Source organism: Arthrobacter ipis (assembly GCF_014694315.1).
In the GTDB taxonomy this organism is placed as follows: Bacteria; Actinomycetota; Actinomycetes; order Actinomycetales; family Micrococcaceae; genus Arthrobacter; species Arthrobacter ipis.
Map to the genome: position 1 here is coordinate 507,491 of NZ_JAAOXD010000007.1, position 22,834 is coordinate 530,324.

At 68.2% G+C, this 22,834-nt stretch carries 19 protein-coding genes and 1 pseudogene; 7 read left to right on the forward strand and 13 right to left on the reverse strand.

Features of this window, described 5'->3' with window-relative positions:
• Window positions 1-87 precede the first annotated feature (87 nt).
• The 7 genes from G9E11_RS17280 to G9E11_RS17310 form a co-directional block, all read right to left on the reverse strand.
• Window positions 88-285 carry a hypothetical protein gene (locus tag G9E11_RS17280; protein WP_111902874.1) on the reverse strand — a complete coding sequence of 66 codons (198 nt, stop codon included), beginning with the start codon at window positions 283-285 and terminating at the stop codon, window positions 88-90.
• A 207-nt stretch (window positions 286-492) separates the two neighbouring features.
• Entirely contained in the window at window positions 493-1,170 is a 678-nt protein-coding gene (gene eda / locus G9E11_RS17285) for a bifunctional 4-hydroxy-2-oxoglutarate aldolase/2-dehydro-3-deoxy-phosphogluconate aldolase (protein ID WP_190607959.1), read from the reverse strand.
• The gene (locus tag G9E11_RS17290) at window positions 1,163-2,638 is read right to left on the reverse strand and encodes a mannitol dehydrogenase family protein (RefSeq protein WP_246469004.1); all 1,476 of its coding nucleotides are present in this window, start codon (window positions 2,636-2,638) and stop codon (window positions 1,163-1,165) included. The genes eda and G9E11_RS17290 overlap by 8 nt, the downstream gene beginning before the upstream one ends.
• A gap of 11 nt (window positions 2,639-2,649) precedes the next feature.
• Window positions 2,650-3,606: a PfkB family carbohydrate kinase gene (locus G9E11_RS17295; protein WP_190608425.1), complete on the reverse strand. Its 957-nt coding sequence runs from the start codon at window positions 3,604-3,606 to the stop codon at window positions 2,650-2,652.
• Between the two features lie 38 nt (window positions 3,607-3,644).
• Complete coding sequence (gene manD, locus G9E11_RS17300; RefSeq protein WP_190607962.1) at window positions 3,645-4,856, reverse strand: D-mannonate dehydratase ManD; 1,212 nt, start codon at window positions 4,854-4,856, stop codon at window positions 3,645-3,647.
• Window positions 4,857-4,949: 93 nt separating this feature from the next.
• Window positions 4,950-5,975: an L-idonate 5-dehydrogenase gene (locus G9E11_RS17305; RefSeq protein ID WP_190607964.1), complete on the reverse strand. Its 1,026-nt coding sequence runs from the start codon at window positions 5,973-5,975 to the stop codon at window positions 4,950-4,952.
• Window positions 5,972-7,390 (reverse strand): MFS transporter, encoded by a 1,419-nt coding sequence (locus tag G9E11_RS17310; RefSeq protein ID WP_190607966.1) that lies wholly within the window; start codon window positions 7,388-7,390, stop codon window positions 5,972-5,974. Before G9E11_RS17310 ends, G9E11_RS17305 begins: the two co-directional genes overlap by 4 nt.
• Window positions 7,391-7,544: 154 nt before the next feature.
• Here G9E11_RS17310 and G9E11_RS17315 point away from each other — a divergent pair, with 154 nt between their 5' ends.
• The gene (locus G9E11_RS17315; protein ID WP_190607968.1) at window positions 7,545-8,276 is read left to right on the forward strand and encodes a GntR family transcriptional regulator; all 732 of its coding nucleotides are present in this window, start codon (window positions 7,545-7,547) and stop codon (window positions 8,274-8,276) included.
• Between the two features lie 198 nt (window positions 8,277-8,474).
• Here the strand turns inward: G9E11_RS17315 and G9E11_RS17320 are convergent, their stop codons facing one another.
• On the reverse strand, window positions 8,475-9,020 hold the full coding sequence (locus G9E11_RS17320) for a YceI family protein (RefSeq protein ID WP_190607970.1): 546 nt from the start codon (window positions 9,018-9,020) through the stop codon (window positions 8,475-8,477).
• Between the two features lie 362 nt (window positions 9,021-9,382).
• On the opposite strand from G9E11_RS17320, the gene G9E11_RS17325 reads away from it, so the two are divergent.
• Window positions 9,383-10,120, forward strand: a complete 738-nt coding sequence (locus G9E11_RS17325) for an HNH endonuclease family protein (protein ID WP_190607973.1) — start codon at window positions 9,383-9,385, stop codon at window positions 10,118-10,120.
• A gap of 43 nt (window positions 10,121-10,163) precedes the next feature.
• Here the strand turns inward: G9E11_RS17325 and G9E11_RS17330 are convergent, their stop codons facing one another.
• Window positions 10,164-10,460: a hypothetical protein gene (locus G9E11_RS17330; protein WP_190607975.1), complete on the reverse strand. Its 297-nt coding sequence runs from the start codon at window positions 10,458-10,460 to the stop codon at window positions 10,164-10,166.
• A 131-nt stretch (window positions 10,461-10,591) separates the two neighbouring features.
• Window positions 10,592-11,803, reverse strand: a complete 1,212-nt coding sequence (fdhA, locus tag G9E11_RS17335) for a formaldehyde dehydrogenase, glutathione-independent (protein WP_190607978.1) — start codon at window positions 11,801-11,803, stop codon at window positions 10,592-10,594.
• Window positions 11,804-12,113: 310 nt separating this feature from the next.
• Here fdhA and G9E11_RS17340 point away from each other — a divergent pair, with 310 nt between their 5' ends.
• Both G9E11_RS17340 and G9E11_RS17345 read left to right on the forward strand, forming a co-directional pair.
• The gene (locus G9E11_RS17340; protein WP_111902884.1) at window positions 12,114-12,416 is read left to right on the forward strand and encodes a DUF1540 domain-containing protein; all 303 of its coding nucleotides are present in this window, start codon (window positions 12,114-12,116) and stop codon (window positions 12,414-12,416) included.
• Between the two features lie 147 nt (window positions 12,417-12,563).
• Window positions 12,564-14,768 (forward strand): annotated as a pseudogene (locus tag G9E11_RS17345) (TM0106 family RecB-like putative nuclease); the annotation flags it as partial.
• 32 nt (window positions 14,769-14,800) lie between these two features.
• Here the strand turns inward: G9E11_RS17345 and G9E11_RS17350 are convergent.
• The 3 genes from G9E11_RS17350 to G9E11_RS17360 form a co-directional block, all read right to left on the reverse strand.
• Complete coding sequence (locus tag G9E11_RS17350) at window positions 14,801-15,925, reverse strand: AI-2E family transporter (protein ID WP_246469005.1); 1,125 nt, start codon at window positions 15,923-15,925, stop codon at window positions 14,801-14,803.
• Between the two features lie 82 nt (window positions 15,926-16,007).
• Window positions 16,008-16,688, reverse strand: a complete 681-nt coding sequence (locus G9E11_RS17355; RefSeq protein WP_190607981.1) for a FadR/GntR family transcriptional regulator — start codon at window positions 16,686-16,688, stop codon at window positions 16,008-16,010.
• Window positions 16,689-16,694: 6 nt separating this feature from the next.
• On the reverse strand, window positions 16,695-17,978 hold the full coding sequence (locus G9E11_RS17360; RefSeq protein ID WP_190607983.1) for an MFS transporter: 1,284 nt from the start codon (window positions 17,976-17,978) through the stop codon (window positions 16,695-16,697).
• A gap of 140 nt (window positions 17,979-18,118) precedes the next feature.
• Here G9E11_RS17360 and G9E11_RS17365 point away from each other — a divergent pair, with 140 nt between their 5' ends.
• From G9E11_RS17365 to G9E11_RS17375, 3 genes are read left to right on the forward strand one after another with little or no spacing between them, the layout of a single operon-like run.
• Entirely contained in the window at window positions 18,119-19,801 is a 1,683-nt protein-coding gene (locus G9E11_RS17365; RefSeq protein ID WP_190607985.1) for a CYTH and CHAD domain-containing protein, read from the forward strand.
• Window positions 19,802-19,810: 9 nt separating this feature from the next.
• Window positions 19,811-22,525 carry a PEP/pyruvate-binding domain-containing protein gene (locus G9E11_RS17370; protein WP_190607988.1) on the forward strand — a complete coding sequence of 905 codons (2,715 nt, stop codon included), beginning with the start codon at window positions 19,811-19,813 and terminating at the stop codon, window positions 22,523-22,525.
• 10 nt (window positions 22,526-22,535) lie between these two features.
• On the forward strand, window positions 22,536-22,814 hold the full coding sequence (locus G9E11_RS17375) for a YciI family protein (RefSeq protein WP_190607990.1): 279 nt from the start codon (window positions 22,536-22,538) through the stop codon (window positions 22,812-22,814).
• Window positions 22,815-22,834: the final 20 nt, after the last annotated feature.

A 22,834-nucleotide genomic window follows, 5' to 3' on the forward strand; every position in this document is an offset into this window, starting at 1 on the left:
GATGGCTGCGGCCAAAAGCTGCTTGTAATTGTTGTGCCAGTCCCGGGTCGCCATGGACCTGAGGGACCGGACTGGTGTGTCTCAGCGTCAGTGCCTGTGGAGCATGTGGCGGATCTTGTCTCCGATACCCCCGGCGGTGCGGCCGCGGCCCATGGAAGAGGTCCGTCCCGTTGTATAGGGCCTGGTGCCCCGCGTGTAGCCCCTCGTGTATCCGCCGGTGGTTCCTTGGGTGGTCCGTCCGGAAATACGTCCTGCGGCATTCCTGATCATGTTGCCCAAGTTCATGATGAACTCCTTAGGTTGTGCGTCTGTTCAGGCTGCGACCGGTTTAGGACCGGTCTTTCCCGACTTTACGCGCGTCCCGGAGGCATGGCTACGGCGGAGTATCAGGCCCCAAAAAGCAACGGGGCCCACGCCCGCAGGGTTCCCTGGCCGAGCTTGCGAGGCTTGGGCGCGGGTGGGGAGGGTCACTTACAGCCCAATTCGGCCGGTTTATTGGGCTGTAAGTGACCCCGCGTTGGTGTTCCCCGGTCGGGGAGAATATTCGGCTGGGAGCGCTGCCGCTTCCCGCGCCAGTTCAGTGATCTGCTGCCAGTCCCCGCTTTCGACGGCGGCGCGCGGCGTCAGCCAGCTGCCTCCGACGCAGCTGACGTTGGGCAGCCTGAGGTAGTCCGGCGCGGTGGCCAGGCTGATGCCGCCAGTCGGGCAGAACGTCACCTGCGGGACGGGCGCCCCGATGGCCGCCAGGTACGACGGCCCGCCGGCAGGGCCGGCCGGGAAGAATTTCATGGTGTCCAGCCCGCGCTCCAGCACGGCCATCACCTCGCCCACCGTGGCCACGCCCGGAAGCACCGGCACCTCGAGGGAGAGCATGTGGTCCAGCAGCGACGGCGTCACGCCGGGACTCACCAGGAACTGCGCGCCCGCGGCCACAGCAGCGTCCGCCTGCGCGGGCGTGAGGATGGTCCCGGCTCCCACCAGGATGTCCGGCACCTCGTTGGCGATGGCCTTCAGCGAGGTCAGCGCCGTGTCCGTCCGGAGGGTGAGCTCGATAATCCGGACGCCGCCGTCGGCCAGGGCCCGGGCAACGGGAACCGCATGCTGCGGATCGTCGATGGTCACCACGGGGATGACCGGGGATACGTTCAGAACGCTGGTGGCGTCAGCCATGGTTGATCTCTTTTCTCAGGCCGTCCAGCCCGTGCGTGTCGATGATGCTGTACCAGTGGATGAGGAGGTCGGCGAACCCGGGATGCGCCGCGAGTTCAGGGGCGAAGACGCTGCGGCAAACAAGAAGAGCGGGGACCACATCGGCCGCGGACCGCGACACCGGCAGCGCGGCTCGGAGTTCGGTGGCCAGCGGGTCGTCCAGCTTTTCGGCCGGTGTGGCGGCCACGTGCCGCATCCACGCAGCGACGGCGAGCGCCGCCCACTTAGGTGACCGGCCGGCGTCGAGGTTTCCCCGCACGGTGCTGAGGAGGCGCAGGCCGATCTTCTGCGACCCGTCGCTTCCCACTTTGGCCGTGGTGTGGCCGAGGGCGGGGTTGGCGAAGCGGGTCAGCACCTGGGTACAGTAGTCGTCCGCGTCGAGCCCTTTCGGAAGTGTGATGGTGGGCAGGACGTCCTCTGCCATCATGCGCTGCGCAGCGGTGAAGAACGCTTCCTCGACCACCGCGTCGCTGATGGTCTCCTTGCCGGCGGCCAGGCCGAGGTACGCCAGCAGCGAGTGGCTCGCGTTCAGGAGCCGCAGCTTCGCCGCTTCCCAGGCGGCGACGTCGGTGCTGAACAGCGCCCCGGCCTCCTCCCACCGGGGGCGGCCCGCGGCGAAGTTGTCCTCGATGACCCACTGCATGAACGGCTCGGCCACCACGGCGGCCTCGTCCCGCAGCCCAAGTTCACGTTCGACGGCGTCCAGGTCGCCCGCCGTGGTGGCCGGCACCATCCGGTCCACCATGGTGCTGGGGAACGTGACGTTCGCGTCCAGCCAGGCGGTGAGCGGTTCGGCTTCGGCGGACGGCAGTGCTGCCGCGAAGGCACGGACCAGCTTGCCGGTAAGTTCGCCGTTGCCGGGAAGGTTGTCGCACGAGACCACGGTGAGCGGCCCCGCGCCGGTGCGGGAACGCTGCTGCAGGCCGCGGGCGATCTGCCCGATGGCCGTAAGCGGCGCACGCCCGCCGAGGTCCGCGCGAACCTCCTCATCTTCCAGATTGAGGGAACCGGTCTGCGGGTCGATCCGGTAGCCCTTCTCCGTGATGGTCAGCGTGACCACGAGGGTCTCCGGTGCGGCGATCCGGTCCACTACGGCGGCCGGGTTGTCCCGCCCCGAGATGGCGTCCACAATGCTCGACACCACGCGGAGCGGCGCCGCGCCCTCGCCGCGTTCGGCCACAGTGAACAGCCCGTCCTGCGGTGCGAGCTGCCGGGCCACGGTGTCCGAGCGTTGGGTGACGCCGGTGATCCCCCAATTAGATTCGCCGGCAGCGAGCATGGCGTTCTCGGTGAAAACCGCGGTGTGGGCGCGGGCGAAGGCACCCAGGCCCAGGTGCACGATGCCGGGCTGCAGGCCGTTGGCCCGGAGCGCGGCGCCCGGGAACGCGGCGCCCATTCCCGTGTTGCTGCCCAGGTTGGCACTGTTCAAATTCGAGCTGTTCAGGCGTGCGATGACAGCTCTCCTTCGGGTGTCTCCACGGTCCCCGCCCCCAGGGCGTCCGCTCCCAAGGCGTGGGCGCGGGTCTGCTCGAAGCTCGGAATGAAGCCCGTGCCGCCCTTGCCGCCCACCACGAGCGATGCCGCGGCTGCGCCGTAGCGGGCGGCCTCGGGAAGGCTGTCGCCGAGCGCCAGCCGCGCGGTCAGCGTGCCCACAAAGGCGTCGCCTGCCCCGGTCTGGTCAACCACAGCCGGTGCCGGGATGGCTTCGATCCAGGCCGAATCAGTGCCGCTCTCCAGCTGGATTCCCTCGGCCCCGCACGTCACTGCCACATTGGCAGTGCCCAGCGCGCGCAGCTTCCCGGCCGCCTCGGCAGGCGAGGACGTGCCCAGCAGCGCCGACGTCTCCCCCGGGAAGGACGGCGTGACCAGGAAGGCCTTCGGCGCCAGCTCAACCACGGCCGCCGTCGCATCCTCCACGGAGGTGAGCCGCGGCCGGTAGTTCGGGTCAAAGACAAAGCGGCGCGACACCTCGGCGGCCTTGTAAACGGCGGCGCGGGACGTGGCCGAGATGGCGCAGGCGATGCCGCCCGCAATCACGGCACCGGCTGCGGCAAACACTTCCGGGTCGACGTCGTCCGGCCCCAGCGTGGAGCCGACGCTGCCGCTGCGCGCGTAGGAGAACTCGCGCTGCCCGTCGGGGTCGCAGTGCACAAGGTATACGCCCTGTTGGCCCGGACGGAACTTCAGCAGGTCGGTGGAAATGCCGAGCTCAGCGATCCTGGCGGCGACCGCCTGGCCGAGGTCGTCGTCGGGCAGTACTGCCAGCAGCGCGGTGCGGGCACCGGCCGCAGCGGCAGCCGCCGCGACGTTCAGCGCGTCGCCGGAAATGCCGAGCTGGGCCGGAACGCCGTGCCCGAACGGGACGTCGGTGGCCACCTCGAGGAGGATCTCCCCCATGGCGACGACGTCGAACGGCTGTGCTTCAGTCGGGTTACTCACCAGTCATGCACCGACCCGTCGAGGCGGCGGTTGATGGGCAGGTACTTCGCGTCGAACGGGAACTTGGCGGCCGCTTCCTCATCGAACTCCACGCCGATGCCGGGAGCGTCGCCCGGGTGCATGTAGCCGTCGGTGAAGGTGTAGGAGGTCTTGAACACCTCGTTCGCGGGATCGCGGTGGCCCATGTACTCCTGGACGCCGAAGTTGGGGATGCTCATGTCCACGTGCAGCGCCGCGGCGAAGGACACCGGCGAAAGGTCGCCCGCACCGTGCGAGCCGGAACGGACGCCGTACAGGTCTGCCAGCGAGAAGATCCGTCGCAGGTGCGTAATGCCGCCGGCGTGCGAGACCGACGTGCGGATGTAGTCGATCAGGCGTTCGGTGATCAGCTGCTGGCAGTCCCAGATCGAGTTGAACACCTCGCCCACGGCGATCGGCGTGGTGGTGTGCTGGCGGATCAGGCGGAACGCCGACTGGTCCTCCGCCGGCGTCGGATCCTCGATCCAGAACGGGCGGAACGGCTCCAGCGAGGCGCCGAGCCGGCCGGCCTCGATCGGCGTCAGGCGGTGGTGGACGTCGTGCAGGACGTGCACGCCGTAGCCGAACTGCTCCCGCACGTGCGCCATCATCTTCGGCGCGAAGTCCAGGTACGCGGTGGTCTCCCACAGGTCCTCCTGGGGGATGTTGCCGCTGGCGGGCTCGTAGGTCTTGCCGTCCACCGGCGCGATCCCGTAGGTCTTCTCGAGTCCCGGCACGGCGGCCTGCGCCCGGATGGCCTTGTAACCGAGGTCCAGGTGGTGCTGGAAGTCGGCGCTGAGGTCCTCCAGCGAGGAGCCGCTGGCGTGGCCGTAGACCATGACGCCCTCGCGGGCGGCGCCGCCGAGCAGCTCGTACACCGGCATGCCGGCGGCCTTGCCCTTGATGTCCCAGAGTGCGACGTCGATAGCTGCGATCGCGGTCATGGTCACCGGCCCGCGGCGCCAGTAGGCACCCTTATAGAAGTACTGCCAGGCGTCCTCGATGCGGCGGGCGTCGCGGCCGATGAGCAGCGGGCAGAGGTGCTCGGACAGGTAGGACGCCACGGCCAGTTCACGTCCGTTGAGGGTGGCGTCGCCGATGCCGGTAATCCCGTCCTCGGTTTCGATAACGAGCGTGACGTAATTCCGTCCTGGCGACGAAACCACTACTCGTGCGTCGGTGATCTTCACTGGTGGGTCCTTTTGTGTGTCGGGTGTTGCAAGTAGGTGGCAGCAGATGGCGTTATGAGCCCTCAGAACGCCATCTGCTGCTACTTAGTTGGGTCAGGAGAGGCGGAGCATGACCTTGCTGCTGCCGGCGGCCGGGTCCGCGGAGACCCGCATGGCTTCCGCGGCCTGGTCGATGCCGAACTTGTGGGTGATGACGGGTGAGACGTCCAGGCCGTCGGACATGGCCTTGAGCGCGTCGGTGATCTCGTCCGCGAACCGGTAGGAACCGATCCAGGTGATTTCCCGTGTCACGAGATCCCCAAGGGCGGCCGGGGCCGGGGCGCCGGGCAGGTTGCCCACCTGGACGATGGTGCCGCCGCGGGCGGTGGCCCGGAGTATGCCGCCCAGGACGGCGGGGATCCCGGTGGCCTCGAACACGAGCTCAACGTCTTCCGGCAACGATCCGCCGTCCGAGAGGTTGCGGACCTCGTCCGCGCCCATGGCCTTTGCGATCCGGAGCGAGGCGTCATTGATGTCCGTGGCGATGACGGTCCGTGCGCCGGCGTACTTGGCGGCCGCGATCACCAGGGATCCGATCGGCCCGGCACCGTTGACCAGCACGTCGCGGCCAGCGAGCGAACCCGCACGGCCCACCGCGTGAAGGGCGACGGCGAGCGGTTCAGCAAGTGCCCCGCGGAGGGTGTCCACGCCGTCGGGAAGCGGACGGATCTGCGACGCTCGGACCAGCTTGCGTTCGCTGAAGCCGCCGTCGGTGTGCGGATCAAAGGCTGCGGATCCGAAGTACCGGATCTGCGGGTACAGGTTGGTCCGGCCTGTGAGCCGTTCCGGCATGATCCCGTCCCCCACGAGTTCCGCGGGGTGGACGGTGACCGGCTGGCCGACGTCGAGGTTTTCGACGCCGTCGCCCAGCTGGGCGATCCGGCCGGCCACCTCGTGGCCCAGGACGAGCGGGGACTTCAGCTGCGCGGTTCCCGAAGCACCGTGGCGCCAGTAGGAAAGATCGGATCCGCAGATCCCGCCCCATTCAACGTCGAGGACAACCTCCCCCGGCCCGGCGACGGGCTCGGGGCGTTCGTCGATGCGGAGGTCGTTGGCGCCGTGGACGACTACTGCTTTCACGCTGCGTCTTCCAGGCGGACCATGTCGCGGCCGCGGACCTCGGGTCCCACAACGGCGGACACCAGGGTGATCAGCGAGTAGCCGATGAGCATGGCGGCCAGCGGCCACCAGTGCCCGGTGACGGCGGTGAGCGTGGCGGCGAGCAGGGGGCCGATGGCGGTGGCGAGGATGCCGCCGATTTCCTTGGCCAGGGCCAGCTGCGTGAAGCGGGTGCGGGCTCCGAAGAATTCGGCCATGGTGACGCTTTCCATCGAGAACAGGCTGAGCACGCCGAGGTTCAGGCCGGCGACGATGGCGATGGTGACGAGTGTCGGGTTGCCGCTGGTGACCATCAGCATCATGGGGATCGCGAACAGGGCGGTGAGGGAGCTCAGGATGATGTACAGGGGCCGCCGGCCGAAGCGGTCGCCCAGGAGGCCGATCAGGGGGATGGTGGCGAAGCCGATGATCGAGCCGATCATGATTGCCGTGGTGCCGACGGTCTTGTTCATGAGCAGGACCGTGGCGAGGTAGCCGATGAGGAAGGTCTGGATGAGCCCGGAGTTGCCGGCCTGCCCGAAGCGGAGGCCGAGGGCGATCAGGAAGGACTTGCCCTTGCGCTGGTGCAGCGCGGCTTCGATGGTGCTGGTGGACTGCGTCTTGTGCTTGGGCTGGTCTGCTTCGCTTGCTGCGGTTCCCGCCTCGGCGGCGAGGTCACGCTTGGCGAGTGCGACGCCGTCGACGACGTCCTCACGCTGTTCGAAAACCGGGCTCTCCTTGAGGGAGCGGCGGATCCAGACGGCGAAGATCATCAGCAGGAAGCTGGCCAGGAACGGCAGGCGCCAGCCCCAGGTCAGCAGCTGGTCCTCGGAGAGCACCGCCACCAGGATGGCCCAAAGCGCGGACGCAGCGAGGGTGCCGGAGTTGGTGCCGAGGCAGACGAGGGAGGAAATGAGACCGCGGCGGCGGGCCGGGGCGTACTCCGCGAGCATCACGGTGGCGCCGGCGATTTCCGCGCCAGCACCGAAGCCCTGGATCAGGCGCAGGGCCACGAGGAGGATGGGCGCCCAGATGCCCACCATGCCGTAGGTGGGCAGGACACCGATGAGCGTGGTGGACGCACCCATCAGCGCGATGGTGATGAAGAGGACCTTCTTGCGGCCGATCCGGTCACCCATGCGGCCGAAGTACACGGCACCGACCAGGCGGGCCACATAGCCGACGCCGTAGGTTGCCATCGCGGCGATAAGGCCGACGACCGGGCTTACGTCGGGGAAGAAGATCTTGTTGAAGACGATGGCTGCAGCCAGCGAGTAGAGCTGGAAGTCCATGAATTCCATGGCCGTTCCGAGCCAGCCGGAGACCGCAACCTTCGCAAGGTCGCGAGTGGTCCTTGTTTCGGTCTTGGCGGTGGGCGGTGCGATGCTCTCGGTCATCTGTTGCTCCTTTGCAGGCGATGAAGAAGGGGTGGAGAGATATGCCTGTGAATTGTGGCCGGTTCGGTGGACAGGAAAGCTGTCCTTTGGCCGCTTGCTGACTACCATACAAGCACTACCATTCTAGTTTGTCAACGATGGCTACACTGGATGCATGGCAACCGGCAAACCCGAAAAAGGGCAGTCTCCGCGGCTTTCCGTGCGGGACCAGACACTGGATACGCTCCGGCGTCGCATCATCTCCCTGCAGCTTCCTCCCGGCGAGCCGCTGTCCGAAAACGAGCTCGCCCAGGAGCTGGGTGTCAGCCGGACGCCCGTGCGCGAAAGCCTCATCCTGCTCCGCGAAGAGGGGCTGGTGCAGGTCTTCCCGCAGATCGGTTCGTTCGTCTCGCTCGTGGACCTGGGCCGTGTAGCCGAGGCGCAGTTCGTCCGCGAAGCCATTGAATGCGCTTCCCTGAAGGAAGCGGTTGTGGACGCCACCGGGCTCGCCGGACTGCGGGAGATCCTGGCCGCACAGCGAACCGCAGAGGCCGCCGGCGACATAGAGGAGTTCTTCCGGCTCGACGAGGACTTCCACCGCGAGCTCCTTCGCCTGGCGGGCCACGAGTCGGCCTGGACTGCGGTCAACTCGGCCAAGGCCCACCTGGACCGTGCCCGCCGGCTTAGCCTGATCGACACCCGGCCCGTGTCCACGCTGATCGAACAGCACACCGCCGTGGTGGACGCACTCGAGGCCAACAACCGCGCCGAAGCAGACAGCTCGCTGCGCGTGCACCTGCGCGGCGTCTTCGAGGACGTCAAGCGCATCCAGGCCTCATCACCCGAGCTCTTCTCGGACGGCACAGCATCCCGCCCCGTAAGGCGCAGCATCGCCCGTCTTTCCTAGTCTTTACGCCTCGCCGCGGCTGCGATGGTTCAACCTGGATCTGGACTTGCTCGATCAGAGGCCCCGTCGGGGCTGATATCCGGAAGCGTACGTCTAAGGGAGCGTCACGTCCGCTCAGCGGGCGTCTACGCGACCGAGTACGCGGAGGATGTCAGCCCAGACGGGCCGGAGTGACAGAGGCGAAGACCCGACGTGAGGCTACCCCTGCTTCACCAGCGCGGCCTCAAGGTTGATCTTCACCTTGTCGCTGACCAGGAGCCCGCCGGCTTCAAGAGCCGCGTTCCAGGTCAGGCCGAACTCCTTGCGGCTTATGTCGGCCTCTGCAGAGAAACCCGCGCGGGTGGCACCGAACGGGTCGACGGCGACGCCTGTGAACTCAACCTCGAGCTCGACAGGCTTAGTGATGCCCTTGATGGTGAGGTCGCCGGTCAGGGTGTAATCCTCGCCGTCGCCGTCGATGTGAGTGCCCTTGAAGGTCATCTCCGGAAATTCCGCGACGTCGAAGAAGTCCGCCCCCTGCACGTGGGCGTCGCGGTTGGCATCGCCGGAATCGAAGCTGGCGGTGCTGACGGTGGCATGCAGCGACGAGTCGGCCAGGGTGTCCCGCACATGGGCCTCGCCGGTTGCTTCCCGGAACCGCCCGCGGACCTTGCTGATCCCGGCGTGCCGCACGCTGAAGCCGATCTCACTGTGGGACATATCAAGTGTCCAAATGCCGGGGGTCAGGCCTGCGGGAAGAGTCATGGCGCATCTCCTTTGAAGGAAAACCCTGCTGGTCAGTGCGATTTCAACACTGGTTTAGCCCGGCGGTGAAGTCAAGGACGAGTAGCTTCCCCCGCGGGCCATACGGGGCCACAAGGGCGCCCAGAAGAAATCTGGCACATTCCTAGCTAATTTTCAGGAAACTTCTCTAGCCTAGGAGCAGGCCCACCCCGTATCCCCCATCCGAGGTGGTCCTGCCGCTAGGAGAAGCCCCGCAAAGCCGTCAGGCAGTGCGGGGCTCTCTGCGTTTCAGGACGTCATCCGCGTGGCACCGCCAGCTCCGCCCGGCCAGCCAGTACGATCGATCGTTGAATCGACAACCAGCGCCCCGGGAGTACACCGCCTTGCACCAAGCACCGACCCGCAGAAGGAACTGGTTTGCAGCCGGCGCCCTTGCCGCCGCCATCCTGGCCAGCACCGCCTGCGGCGGAGTCATCAGCGCAACCCGGCAGCCGTCGTCGGACGCTGTTCCCGGCGGGTCAGCCGGCAACGCGCCCGGCTACGCTGTCAAAGCAGCCGACCTCCTCGCCACGCTGCCGGTCAAGGGACGCGCACCGAAAACGGGCTACGACCGGGAAGAGTTCGGGCCGGCATGGTCGGACACGGACCACAACGGCTGTGACACCCGCAACGACATCCTCGCCCGGGACCTCAAAGCCACAACCTTCAAGCCTGGAACGAAGAACTGCATCGTGCTGACCGGTTCCCTGGCTGATCCGTACACGGCCACCACCATCGCCTTCACGCGCGGCAGCAAAACCAGCAGCGCAGTCCAGATCGACCACGTCGTTGCCCTCAGCGACGCGTGGCAGAAGGGCGCCCAGCGCCTCAGCAAGGCAGAGCGGACCGCGTTCGCCAACGATCCCCTCAACCTGCTGGCCGCGTCCGGCCCCGCAAACCAGCAAAAGTCCGACGGCGACGCCGCAACCTGGCTGCCGAGCAGCAAGGCCTACCGCTGCCCGTACGTCGCGCGGCAGATTTCGGTCAAGGCGAAGTACAAGCTGTGGGTGACCCAGGGCGAGCGCACGGCAATGGCCTCCGTCCTGGCCCAGTGCGGCGGCACGGTGGCCGGCGGCAGGTAACCCGCCCCAAGACCGTCGGGAGCCCGGGCAGACAGGCCGCCGCTTAGCCCTCCTCCGGCACCTCGCCCGCGAACGGGTAGTCCTCCTCGTCGCTGCCGGGCGTGCCCGCGGCCTGCTCAATGGCGTCGGCCTCGGCCGCTTCCTCGGCAGACAGATCGGGGGCGGCGCCCGGGCCGTTGGACCTCAGCGGGGTCCGCTGCTCCAGGGCATCCGCCTCGGGAACGTCCTCCGGCAACGGCCGCTGTTCCTCGTCCCCGGACTCCCCGCCCGCCGATTGGCGCTGCTCAAACGCATCGACGTCCGGCACTTCGAGCGGTGTTTCGTCCTGCTGGCTGTTCATGGATCTCCTCCTGTGGCTGGGCCCGTCCTTCCACGAGTCTGGCCCTACTCCCCCACGACGGCAATGGGGACCGCGTGGCGGCCCAACCTCTAAGGCCGGGGCGCACGCGGTCCCCCGTCGCTGTTCCTACGTCAGCTGAGGTATCCGTTCGGGTTCAGCACGTACTTGGTGGCGGCGCCGGCGTCGAATTCGGCGTACCCCCTAGGTGCGTCCTCCAGCAGGATCGGCTTGGCGTTGACGTTCTTGGCGATGCTCACGCGGTCGTTGAGGATGGCCATCATCAACTGCCGGTTGTACTTCATCACCGGACACTGGCCCGTGGTGAAGCTCAGCGACTTCGCCCAGCCCGTGCCGAGGCTCAGGCTCAGCGCGCCCTTCTTGGCAGACTCGTCGATGCCGCCCGGGTCCCCCGTCACGTACAGGCCCGGAATGCCTAGCGCACCGCCGGCCGCCGCGACGTCCATCAGCGAATTCAACACCGTGGCCGGCGCCTCCTGGGCGCCCTGGCCGTGGCCCTTCGCCTCGAAGCCCACGGCGTCCACGCCGCAGTCCACCTCAGGAACACCGAGGATCTGTTCGATCTGCTCCGCGGGCCCGCCCTTGGTGAGGTCCACCGTTTCGCAGCCGAAGCTGCGGGCCTGCGCCAGCCGGTCACTGTTCATGTCGCCCACAATTACGACGGCGGCACCCAGCAGGTGCGCGCTCGTCGCCGCTGCCAGTCCAACAGGACCCGCCCCCGCGACGTAGACGGTGGAGCCGACGCCGACCCCCGCCGATACGGCACCGTGGTAGCCAGTGGGGAAGATGTCCGAGAGCATGGCCAGGTCCAGGATCTTCTCCATGGCCTTGTCCTTGTCCGGGAACTTGAGCAGGTTCCAGTCCGCGTACGGCACGAGCACATAGTTGGCCTGGCCGCCCACCCAGCCGCCCATGTCCACATAGCCGTAGGCGCTGCCCGGGCGGTCCGGGTTTACGTTGAGGCAGATGCCGGTCTTCCGCTCCTTGCAGTTCCGGCAGCGGCCGCACGAAATGTTGAACGGCACCGAGCAGATGTCCCCGACCTTGATGAACTCGACGCCGGGCCCCACCTCCACCACCTCGCCGGTGATTTCGTGGCCCAGCACCAGGTCCGACGGCGCCGTGGTCCGCCCTCGGACCATGTGCTGGTCCGAACCGCAGATGTTCGTGGCCACCGTCTTGATAATCGCGCCGTGTGGAACCTGGCGCCCGACATTGGCCGGATTTACACCCGGCCCGTCCTTGAGTTCAAAAGTGGGGTAGTCGATATCGATGACTTCCACCTTGCCGGGTCCCTTGTAGGCAACGGCTTTGTTCCCTTCCATCTCTTTCCTCCTGGCGTCACGGACCCTTCCCCGTGAAGGGTCGGCGGTGAATTCCTGAGTGATGTGATGCGCCCTCCAGGGCATTCCCCCGGAAGACCGGACGACGCCGTCGGGCCTTACAGGTGGAGGGTCCTGCCAGTCTAGAACGGTGCCCGCAAAGGGTCCATGGGTTTGGGGGCCCGCGGCGCAGCTCCCCGCAATAACGTCAATTACGCAACACTATTGGGTCTTTTTTGATCCACCCCGTCGGGCCTACTTTGGGAAGAGCGAGTCGCCCAGCCCGGGGCGGCCGGACCCTTGGAGGAATCCTATGAGCACGCATGTAGCCGATTGCAGCGTCACCAACTGCTCCTTCAACGACCATTCTGAATGCAACGCCGAGGCCATCACGGTTGGCGGCACCACAGACCATGCCTCCTGTGCCACGTTCATCGACACCGGCATACACGGCGGCCTGCCGAAGGTCCTGGCCGGCGTCGGAGCATGCCAGCGGGCGGAATGCGTCCACAACGACCACCTCATGTGCAAGGCACCGGAAGTCCACGTCGGCCCGGGCCCGGACAACGCCGACTGCCTCACCTACTCCCACAATGGACGGCAGGCCGCCCACTAATCTGCGCAGGCATGTGGGGTCCCCCCATTGGCGCTGCTCCTCGCTCAGCAAAGCTCCCGGTACGGCTTGATTGTCATAGCCTCTTGCTAGATTCGAATCAGCGCACCGGGAACCGTCCCGGAGCGAGGCTGCCAATGGGGAGGCCCCATGTTCCTGCTCCACCCGACCACGCCGGGAGCGCCAGCTGATCTGGTGTTCTCGGCCAGCGACCTCGTGGCCGCCAGTGAGTGCGAGTACCGCACGCTGCGGATCCTGGACGAGAAGCTGGGCCGCTCCCCTAAGGCCGATTTCCCCGCCGACGAGATGCAGGCCCGTGCAGGCAAACTCGGCGAGCTCCACGAGCACAAGGTGCTCGCCTCCCTCATCGACGAGCACGGCCCCTGGGATCCGGCGCGCGGCACCGGCGTCCACTGCGTGGACCGCGGAACCACGGACCGGGCGGACCTGGCAGACAAAGCCCGGGAAACCGCCGCCGCCCTCCGCACCGGCGCCGACGTCGTCTTCCAGGCCACCTTCTTCGACGGCGAATTCCTCGGCTACGCTGACTTCCTGGTGCGGGAGGAAACTGACCCGCCTGGTTCTGACGTGCCAAGTTCCGGCCTGTCTGGCGGCGACGGCGGTGCCCCGCGGTACGCGGTCTGGGACACCAAGCTGGCACGGCACGCCAAGGTGGGGGCCCTGCTGCAGCTTGCTGCGTATGGCGACCAGCTGATCAAGCTCGGACTCGAGCCCGCCCGGCGCGTCACCCTGGTACTGGGCAACATGGAGCGCAGCTTTCACTCACTGGCGGATCTGCTGCCCGTGTACAGGGAGCGCCGGGCGCGGTTCCGCGAGCTCACCGCCGCGCACCGTAACGCGGAGGCCCCCGTGGCGTGGCAGCAGCCAGGGGTCAGCTACTGCGGCAGGTGCGACTACTGCGCCGAGCAGGTGGCCCAGCACCGGGACCTGCTGATGGTGGCCGGCATGACCTCCGTCCAGCGGAAGAAGCTGGTTGCGGACGGCATCACCACCATCGACGCCCTCGCCGAACTGCCTCTGCACCTGGCCACAGGGTCGCGGCGGCGGCTGCGCGACCAGGCAAGGATGCAGACAGGCCGTGAGGTTGAGGACGGTTCACGCACCTTCGTGAAGGAGGGCCAGCCGCACACCGTTACGTACAAGGTGCTGCCGGACAACGCGCTGGCCGGGATTCCTGCCCCGAGCGACGGCGACATCTTCTTCGACTTCGAGGGCGACCCCCTCTGGCAGGATCCCGCGGGCCAATGGGGCCTGGAGTACCTCTTCGGCGTGATCGAGGCTCCGCGGCCCACTGATGATCCGCCGGGCCATGAACCGGTGTTCCGGCCGTTCTGGGCCCACTCGCGCGCGGAGGAACGGCAGGCGTTCCTGGACTTCCTCGCCTACGTGGAGGAACGCCGGGCCCGGTTTCCGGACATGCACGTCTACCACTACGCGCCCTACGAAAAAACGGCCCTGCGCCACCTCTCGCTGAGCCACGTCGCCGGCGAGGACGTGGTGGATTCCTGGTTGCGCGACGGGCTCCTCGTGGACCTCTATGCGACCGTCCGGCACTCACTCCGCATCTCCGAGGCCTCGTACTCCATCAAGAAGCTCGAGCCCCTATACATGGGAGACAACCTGCGCTCCGGGGACGTCAAGGACGCCGGCGCTTCGGTGGTGGCATACGCCGCCTACTGCGAAGCGCGCGACGCCGGACCTGAGACGCAGGCCGCGGCGGCGGCCATTCTGGCGTCCATTTCCGACTACAACCAGTACGACTGCCTTTCCACGCTGCGTCTCCGGGACTGGCTGCTGCAACTGCGTGGCAGGGTAGCGCCTGGCGAGGGCGACGCTCTGATGGAGGCCGGTACGGGCGCGGCCGGCCTGGAGACAGCCGGCCTGGGGACCACGACCGCCGGCGCGGGGACGGCTGCCCCCTCCGCAACACCGTCGGATGCAGTCCCGGACGCTGAACCTTCGCAGGAGGAAGCAAGCCTGCGCGCCTTCCTCGACGCCATTCCGGAGCACCGCGAGCTGACGGCGGACGAGCAGGCCGTGGCCATGGTCGCGGCGGCCACCGGCTATCACCGACGGGAGCGCAAGCAGTTCTGGTGGGAACACTTTGACCGCCTCGAATCCGAGGTCGACAGGTGGCGGGACCAGCGCAACGTGTTCATCGTCGAAGCGGCTGAGGTCGTGTCGGACTGGGCGCCGCCCACCGCTCGCGCCCGGACGGAGTCCCGCACCCTGCGGCTCACCGGAATCATGAGCGAGGGCTCGGAGTTCAAGCCCGGTTCCAAATGGTTCCGGATGTTCGAGGACCCCCTTCCTGACGGCCTCGGGGAGGTCGACGGCGGGCGGACCCCGCGGCGCGCGGCAGCGCGTCAGCCGGCAAGTGCGGGGGCGGGCACGGCAGGCGCGGGCGGCACGGACAGGACGGCGCCGATGATGCCCGCCAGGATGGTGCCCGCCGTCAGGGCCATGAGGATGACCAGGGCGTGGAGCTGCAGGGACTTGCTCATGACGACCGGCTGCAGCAGGTCGCCTTCTAGCTGGTTGACCGCGATGACCACTGCCACGACGACCAGCGCCACCACCGGGCCGCTGGCGACGAGGGCCACCAGGGCTGCCAGGATGCCGGCCACGGTGGCTCCCACGAGCGGAACAAAGGCGCCGATGAAGACGATGATGGCCAGGGGAATGGCCAGCGGCACCTGCATGATGAGCAGCGCCGCGCCGATGGCCACGGTATCCACCAGCGCCACAATGGCCGTGCCGCGGACGTAGCCGCCCAAAACCTCGAGGGTCCGCTTGCCCACACGGCGCAGCTTGGCTTCCCGGTACCCGGAGAAGGGGCGCAGGAGGAAGTTCCAGATCTTCGCGCCGTCTTTGAGGAAGAAGAAAAGGATCACCACCATGAGGCTCGCGCCGGCCAGGAACTCCGTCACCACCGACAGGCCGGTGATGGCACCTGACCGCACCTGGCTGCTCGTGGCGAACTGGACGGCGCCATCCCGGGCCTGGTTCAGCTGCTCGCGGTCAACGGGGACCGGGCCGGAGAGGAGGAAGCTTTCGAGTTCGTTGAGCCCCTCGGAAGCCTGCTGGACCAGCTCACCCCACTGGCTGCGGACGGAGAAGTAGATCACGGTGCCGACGCCGGCCAGCAGGAGCAGCAGGGCCGCGAATGCCACGGCCGTGGCGGCGCCGCCCGGCAGTCCCCGGCGCCGGAGCAGGTTGACGAACGGCCCGATGGCCGCGGCGAGGATCAGTGCGATCAGCACGGGAATGACCAGCAGCCTGACCTGCAGGAGTGCGTACACGGAGACGGCTGCCACGGCAAGGACCAGCAGGACCTGGGCGCACCGGATCCCCACCCTGCCGAGGTTGTCGGACCACAGTCCGCCGGGCGGTTTGTCGTCCGGCTGCCCGGGTGCCTTATGCCGCAGGAGCGGACCGGACGCGAGCTCTTGGGGTGGATCTTGCTCGGACAGTGGCGCTGTTCGGGCCATCGGAACTCCTACTCATCAGGCCAATCAGTCGACTGGATTGATTAGTAAGCCTACTGATGTTTGCTGTTGAGGCGAAGGGCCGTTACTCCCGCAGCCACTCCGCGCAGGAGTTGAGGTTCCGGTGCACGCTGGCCACGGCCGCCTCACAGTCGTGCGCTTCGATGGCATCCACGAGCTCACCGTGGCCCGCCCGCGGCAGCCCGTTGAAACCGGGGCGCCGGTGCTGCTTCAGCAGGTCGGCGTGGAACACGTCGCCGAAGCTGACATAGAGCTCATGCAGGAGGGGATTGCCGGAGGCCTGTGCCACCCGCTCGTGGAAGCCCCAGTCCGCGCGGGCCCAGCGCGCGAACTCCTCGGCCCGCCAGGCCTCCTCACCCTCAGTGAGCAGCACGCGCATGGCGGCGACGTCGTCGGCCGTTGCATGCCGGGCGGCGAGGCGTGCCGCCTGCGTGTCCAGCCCCACGCGGACCTCGAGGACGTGCTCGTCCGTGTGTTCCTGGTACAGCCGGCGCGCGGCCCCCGAGATTTCGCTGGTGGCACGGACGTACGTCCCGTCGCCGCGGCGGACCTCGAGCATCCCGCTGTGGGCCAGCGCCTTGACCGCCTCCCGGAGCGTCCCGCGCGACACGCCCAGTCCGGTCATGAGCTCGGTTTCGGACGGGATGCGCTGCTGCAGCGGCCACTCACCCGTCTGGATCATTTCGCGGAGTTTGGCGGTGACTTCCTCCGCCAGCGGCGGGCGGTGCGACGTGCTCAGGGTCATGGCGTCCTATTCCTTCATTCCGGCAGGGTTGGCCCCGGCAGGGCCCGCACCCGCAGCGCCGCTGCCGGAGGCGCTTACTCCGCCGGCGCGGCGGCTGCTGAGCAGGTGGGCCACGACGATCTGCACCACGGCAACGACCAGGAGCAGCGCCAGCGGCAGCGTCCAGCTGCCCGTCGCGCTGTGCAGCAGGCCCATGCCGAACGGCCCGACGGTGGCCAGGAGATAGCCGCTGGACTGGGCCAGCGTGGACAGTGCCGTGGTCTCGGCGGTGCTCCGGCCGCTGCGGCTGATGATCACCATCACCAGGGGGAAGATGCCCAGCCCGAAGCCCAGCAGCACCGCCGGGATGACGGCCAGCGACACGGGGAGGAAGAGGAGCGCGGCGATACCGGCCGTCATGGTGAGGGTGGCCAGGTAGACGGCGGGGCGCAGCATCCGCGGCCGGGACCCGATGGCGATCAGCATCATTCCGGCAGGTACGGAGACCAGTTGCATGACGCCGAACATGAGGGCGCTGTCCGCCGCGCTGAGGCCCATGGTGGTGAGCATGTACGGGAACCAGCTGAGCAGCGCATAGGCCAGCAGCGCCTGCAAGGTGAAGATACCGGTGAGCAGCTGCCCGGTCTTGGTGCGCAGCAGCGGCCACGGGGAGATGTGGCCGGCTGTTTTCCGGGCAGTGTTGCGGTGGGCGTGCAGCGTGACGGGCAGGAAGCCGAGGAATGCCGACAGGGCGAGGACCCCGATGGTGCCCAGCCCGGCCGACGGCGACCCCAGCGCCTGCGAGAGCGGGACCACGATTACAGCCATGACGGTGGCGCCGCTGGTCATGGTCACCGTGTAGACGGCCGTCATGAGTGAGGTGCGGGCGGCGAAGTGCTCCCGGATGAAGGACGGCATGGACACGTTGCAGACAGCAAGTCCGGACATCCCAACCACTGTGCCTGCCACCAGCATTCCGGTGGTGGGAATGCCCCGGAGCAGCAGCCCCCCTGCCAGCATGCCGAGCGAGAGCAGGATGGCTTTCTCGACGCCGAGTTTCCCGGTCAGCCACGACGTCGCGGCACCGGCCACTGCGAAGCACAGCGTGGGAATGGAGGGGATGAGCGAGGCGACCAGCGGCCCGTAGCCCAGCACCTGCTGCAGATCGTGCAGCAGCGCCGAGGCGCCAGTGATTCCGGCCCTCAGGTTCAGGCCGATGAGGACCAGGGCAACAACGGCGGCGACGACAGCTGTGCGCGGCTTGGTTGAGTACTTGGCCGTGGTCGGGGCTGCTGAAGAAGTGGTCGCCATCCCTTAACGTTAGACGTTTGACGTTTGATGTCTCGAGTTTTGTGGGGAAACTCTCGCGGGCCGTTCCGGCCCGGCATAGACTCAGGCCAGCAGGCGCGTAACGCGCAGGGACCGGCAAGGGGAAAGGACGCCGTCCGGCCATGACCGCCGAAGGCCTTGAAACGGAGAAGAAGTACGACGTCGACGCCGGCACCGAGCTGCCCGACCTCGCCGCCATCCCCGGTGTGGGCCGCGTGGGCGAGCCGCACGACGCTGAACTGGAAGCCGTCTACTTCGACACGGAGGATCTGCTTCTCGCCTCCCGCCGCATCACGCTGCGGCGCAGGAGCGGCGGTGCCGACGCCGGCTGGCATGTAAAGCTGCCGCCAGGGCCGACCCCTGGCACCGGACCGGCACCGGAAGCGGAACCGGAAGCCCGCCGGGAGATCCACGCCCCGCTGGGCCAGGCCGACGTTGTTCCGGGGAAACTGCTTGCCCACCTGCACGCCTACCTCCGCGGATCGGATCCCGTGCCCGTAGCCCGCCTTAGCACACGGCGCACCACACTTGCCCTGTACGGGGACGACGGCGTGCACCTGGCCGACTTCGCCGACGACACCGTGGACGCCAAGCTTCTTCAGGGCGCGGACCAGAAGCCGGCAGGTGAGTCCGCCGGCCGGGAGCAGCAGTGGCGCGAATGGGAACTCGAGCTGGTCCACGGCCAGCCGGAGGTGTTCAAGGCAGCCGCAGCGGTCTTGTCCGCGGCAGGTGCCCGGCCGTCAGCGCACGAGTCCAAGCTAAGGCGCGCACTTGGCGAGGCGGCGCCGAAAGCTCAAGTGCATGAAATTGCTGGTACTGCTCAAGCTGACGGCACGGTGTCGGCTGAAGGCGGCGTAAAGCAGCCCGGCGGCAGGAAACCGGGCAAGAAGTGGCCGGCGTCCGCCGTCGTCACCGCGTACCTGGACGGGCAGATCAACGAAATCCTGGCCAACGACCCCCGGGTGCGGCTGGAGGAGCCGGACGCGGTGCATGCGATGCGCTCGGCCACGCGCCGTGTGCGGTCTTCCCTCGCGGTCTACCGGAAGCTCTACGGCGGGGGAGCGGTGGGCAGGCTGCGCGACGAGCTCAAGTGGCTGGGCCGGATCCTTGGCACGCCGCGTGACGCTGAAGTCATGCTGGACCGGCTGCGGGCCCGTGCCGGGAAGCTCCCGCCGGGGGAAGCGGCCGACGACGTGAAGCGGCGCATTGAGCGGGAACTGGTCATCAGGCTGGAGGCCGGTTACCGCAAGACACACGAGGTGCTCCTGACCGACCGTTACTTCCGCCTCCTCGACGACCTCGAAGACTTCCGTGACCACCCGCCCGCCCGCCCGGCCGCTGCGGCACCAGCACGCAAGGCCGCCCGCAGGCTGGTGGGCAGATCGGCAAGACGGCTGCGCCGCGCCCACAAGGCGGCTCTGCGGGTCAAAGACGACGCCGGCGAAAAGCCCGGGATGGAGCTCAAAGACGCTACCGGGCACGAAACCGCGCTGCATCAGGTGCGGAAGGACGCCAAGCGGTTGCGGCATGCCGCCGAGACCGTTGATCCCGTCTTCGGCAAGCGCGCGGCGAAGCTCGCTAAGGCCGCGCACAAACAGCAGAAGATCCTTGGCGACCACCACGACAGTGTCATGGCGCGGATCTTCCTGGGAAAGCTCGCCGGCGGCCCGGACCTGCCGGAACCCGTGGTGGCGGCCTACGGCTCACTCCTGAAGCGGGAGCAGAAGAGCGCCGCCAAGGCCGAAGCCAAGTACCGCAAGGCGCACCGGAAGTCCCGGAAGCTGGTCCGGCGCGGAGTGGGATAGCGGCGGCCGGTGGCTGAACAGGCAGAGCAGCGCGCGCCACGCCCGGCGGGGACTGTCATCAGTTTGGCCCGCGTGGATGCGGACATGGTGCCTGAGGTGGGCGGCAAGGCTGCCAACCTCGGTGTCCTTCTGAGCGCCGGAATGCCGGTCCCGCCCGGCTTCTGCGTTACCACCGCGGCCTATGGGCGGGTGGCGGCCGCGGCAGGAGTGCAACCTTCCGAGCCGGCGGAGCAGATCCGGGGCAGGCTGGCGTCGGCTCCCCTGCCCGAGGACATTACCGAAGCGATCCTTACGGCCTACGCCGGCCTGGGCGAGGACACCCCGGTGGCCGTGCGCTCCTCTGCCACCGCCGAGGATCTCCCCGAAGCCAGCTTCGCCGGCCAGCTTGACACATACCTCAATGTCGTCGGTCCCGACCTGCTGCTGGATGCAATCCGCCGCTGCTGGGCCTCCCTATGGACCGACCGGGCAGTGGCCTACCGGGCAGACCACGGAATCGGTCAGCACTCGATCAGCATCGCCGTCGTTGTTCAGGAAATGGTCGACGCCGACGTGGCCGGCGTGATGTTCACGGCAAACCCGCTGACCGGCCGGAGGCGGGAAATCGTCATCGACGCAGCGCCCGGACTCGGCGAGGCGCTGGTCAGCGGGGCTGTGAACCCGGACCAGTTCACGGTTGACGCGGCCACCGGAGAGATTCTCCAGCGGAGCCTGGGTGACAAACGCACCGAAATCCGGCCGGCCCCCGGCGGCGGGACACGGCTGTTGCGCCGGCAGGACCGTGACCGGCAGGACGGTGGCCGGCAGGACGGCCGGCGGGCGTGCCTGACGGATGAGCAGGTCCGCTCCCTGGCCAGGATCGGGACGCTTGCAGAAGAACTTTACGGTGAGCCGCAGGATCTGGAGTGGGCCATCGCGCCGGACGGCGGGATCCGGGTGGTGCAATCCCGTCCGATCACCACACTGTTTCCCCTGCCCGAGCCTGACAACCACGACGGCGGCGCCCGCGCCTACCTGTGCGCCAGCCTGCTGCAGGGGCTGACCCGGCCGCTGACCCCCATGGGCCTGGCATCCTTCGCCCTGATGAGCGACAGCTCCCGGCCGGCAGGCAACGGACCGGCTGCTTACCGTTCCGCCCAGATAGGGATGCGCATGTTTGTGGATGTCACGTCCCTGCTGCGGAGCAAGGGCGGGAGGCGCGGCCTGCTGAGGGCCATGAAAGTGGCCGATGCCAGGTCTGTGGATGTACTGGCCTATCTGGGGGCCGACCCCCGCTTCGCCCTCACCAGGGCACCGAAGCTGGGGTCGCTGAAGTCGGGGCTCCGGGCCGCGCCGCCCTTTGGCCTGCTTCGGCAGGTCCTGCGCGCGCTGGTCAATCCCGTCGCCGCGCTGGAGCGGGTAAGCGCAGCGGACCATGAGCTGGACCGGATGCTGGTGTTGCCGGAGCCGGTCTCCGGCGCCCGGCGCCTGGATTTCGTGGAACGCCTCCTCACCAAGGAGATCACGCCCGCCGTGATGCGGGTACTGCCGCCGGCGGCCGCCGGGTATGTCTGGCTGGGTCTGGGCCGGCTGCTGCTGGGCCGGCTTGCGCCGGGCGGCGAGCTGCAGGCCGTACTGCGCGGCTTGCCGCACAATGTGACCACAGAGATGGATCTGGAGCTCTGGCGGACCGCCTCCTCAATCCGGGACGACCCGGAGTCGGTTCGCGCACTGACCGCGGAAGAGCCCCGGGTACTTGCAGGCCGCTACGCGGACGGAACGTTGCCTGCCGCCTGCCAGGCCGCGCTGCGTGCCTTCCTCGCCAGGTACGGACACCGCGCCGTGGCAGAAATTGACCTCGGCGTTCCCCGCTGGGGTGAGGACCCGGCCCACATCATCAACGCCCTGGCCAACTACCTGAAGCTGGCGGATCCGGAACTCGCACCGGACCGGGTCTTCCGGCGGGCTGCAGAAAACGCCGAAGCCAAGGCGGCCGAGCTGGCCGCCCGGGCCGCCCGGTCCAGGGGCAGGCTGTTCGGCAAGCTCGTTGCCCACAGCCTGCGGCGCGCACGGGCAACCGCCGGCATGCGCGAGTACCCCAAGTTCCGGCTCATTGTGGCGTTCGCCGTCCTCCGCCGCCAGCTCCAGCTGGTGGGCGAGGAACTCGCGGACGCTGGCCGGATCCAGGTACCGGACGACGTCTTCTTCCTGGACCTCACTGAAGCCCGCGTGGGTCTGCGCGGCGCGGACCTTCGCGGACCCGTCGCCGAACGCCGCCAGAGCTACCAACGCGAAATGCGGCGCCGGCGCATCCCCCGCCTGCTGCTGTCCGATGGCACCGACGTGGAGGCAGCCATGGCCGCGACCCAGGCGGCGTCGTCCGCCGGCGGTCGGCTGCAGCCGGGAACCCTGGCCGGGGCGCCGGCCTCGGCCGGCACCGTCACCGGCAAAGCCAGGGTCATCCTCGACCCGGCTGGGGCGCACCTGGAGCCGGGCGAAATCCTCGTCGCCCCGTCCACGGACCCGGGGTGGACGCCGCTGTTCATGACCGCCGGGGCACTGGTCATGGAAATGGGCGGACCCATCTCCCACGGAGCGGTGGTGGCCCGCGAATATGGGATTCCCGCCGTCGTCGGTGTCTTTGAAGCGACCACGCGGATCCGAACCGGGGACACCGTCACCGTGGACGGGGCGGCAGGAACGGTTGTGCTTGACCTCTCCTGCGCTTCGGATGGCGGCCGGTAGGATCGCGTCCATGAAATTCGTCGTGATGTACAGCCTGCGCGAGGGCGTCGACCGCTCGCGCGTTCTTGAGACTTTTCCCCGCCACAAGGCCTACTACGAGGAGTTCCGCGCCGGCGGCGGCGGGCTGGTTGCTCTCGGCCCGTTCCAGGCCCCTGATCCGGCCGGCTCATCGATGGGCATCTTCACGTCGCGCGAGGACGCCGAACGCTTCATCGCCGGAGACCCGTTCATCACCGAGGGGCTCGCGGAGCCGCGGATCCTCGACTGGAACGTCGTGCGGTTCGAGTAGGCGCGTGAGCCAGGCGGCAT

What these genes read in the sequence shown, in the direction of transcription:
- G9E11_RS17350 (WP_246469005.1), bottom strand. Translation starts at nt 15,925, where the DNA reads ATGGCCCGAACAGCGCCACTGTCCGAGCAAGATCCACCCCAAGAGCTC.
- G9E11_RS17320 (WP_190607970.1), bottom strand. Translation starts at nt 9,020, where the DNA reads ATGACTCTTCCCGCAGGCCTGACCCCCGGCATTTGGACACTTGATATG.
- eda (WP_190607959.1), bottom strand. Translation starts at nt 1,170, where the DNA reads ATGGCTGACGCCACCAGCGTTCTGAACGTATCCCCGGTCATCCCCGTG.
- G9E11_RS17295 (WP_190608425.1), bottom strand. Translation starts at nt 3,606, where the DNA reads ATGGGGGAGATCCTCCTCGAGGTGGCCACCGACGTCCCGTTCGGGCAC.
- G9E11_RS17375 (WP_190607990.1), top strand. Translation starts at nt 22,536, where the DNA reads ATGAAATTCGTCGTGATGTACAGCCTGCGCGAGGGCGTCGACCGCTCG.
- G9E11_RS17340 (WP_111902884.1), top strand. Translation starts at nt 12,114, where the DNA reads ATGAGCACGCATGTAGCCGATTGCAGCGTCACCAACTGCTCCTTCAAC.
- G9E11_RS17330 (WP_190607975.1), bottom strand. Translation starts at nt 10,460, where the DNA reads ATGAACAGCCAGCAGGACGAAACACCGCTCGAAGTGCCGGACGTCGAT.
- fdhA (WP_190607978.1), bottom strand. Translation starts at nt 11,803, where the DNA reads ATGGAAGGGAACAAAGCCGTTGCCTACAAGGGACCCGGCAAGGTGGAA.
- G9E11_RS17310 (WP_190607966.1), bottom strand. Translation starts at nt 7,390, where the DNA reads ATGACCGAGAGCATCGCACCGCCCACCGCCAAGACCGAAACAAGGACC.
- G9E11_RS17315 (WP_190607968.1), top strand. Translation starts at nt 7,545, where the DNA reads ATGGCAACCGGCAAACCCGAAAAAGGGCAGTCTCCGCGGCTTTCCGTG.
- G9E11_RS17365 (WP_190607985.1), top strand. Translation starts at nt 18,119, where the DNA reads ATGACCGCCGAAGGCCTTGAAACGGAGAAGAAGTACGACGTCGACGCC.
- G9E11_RS17355 (WP_190607981.1), bottom strand. Translation starts at nt 16,688, where the DNA reads ATGACCCTGAGCACGTCGCACCGCCCGCCGCTGGCGGAGGAAGTCACC.
- G9E11_RS17280 (WP_111902874.1), bottom strand. Translation starts at nt 285, where the DNA reads ATGAACTTGGGCAACATGATCAGGAATGCCGCAGGACGTATTTCCGGA.
- G9E11_RS17360 (WP_190607983.1), bottom strand. Translation starts at nt 17,978, where the DNA reads ATGGCGACCACTTCTTCAGCAGCCCCGACCACGGCCAAGTACTCAACC.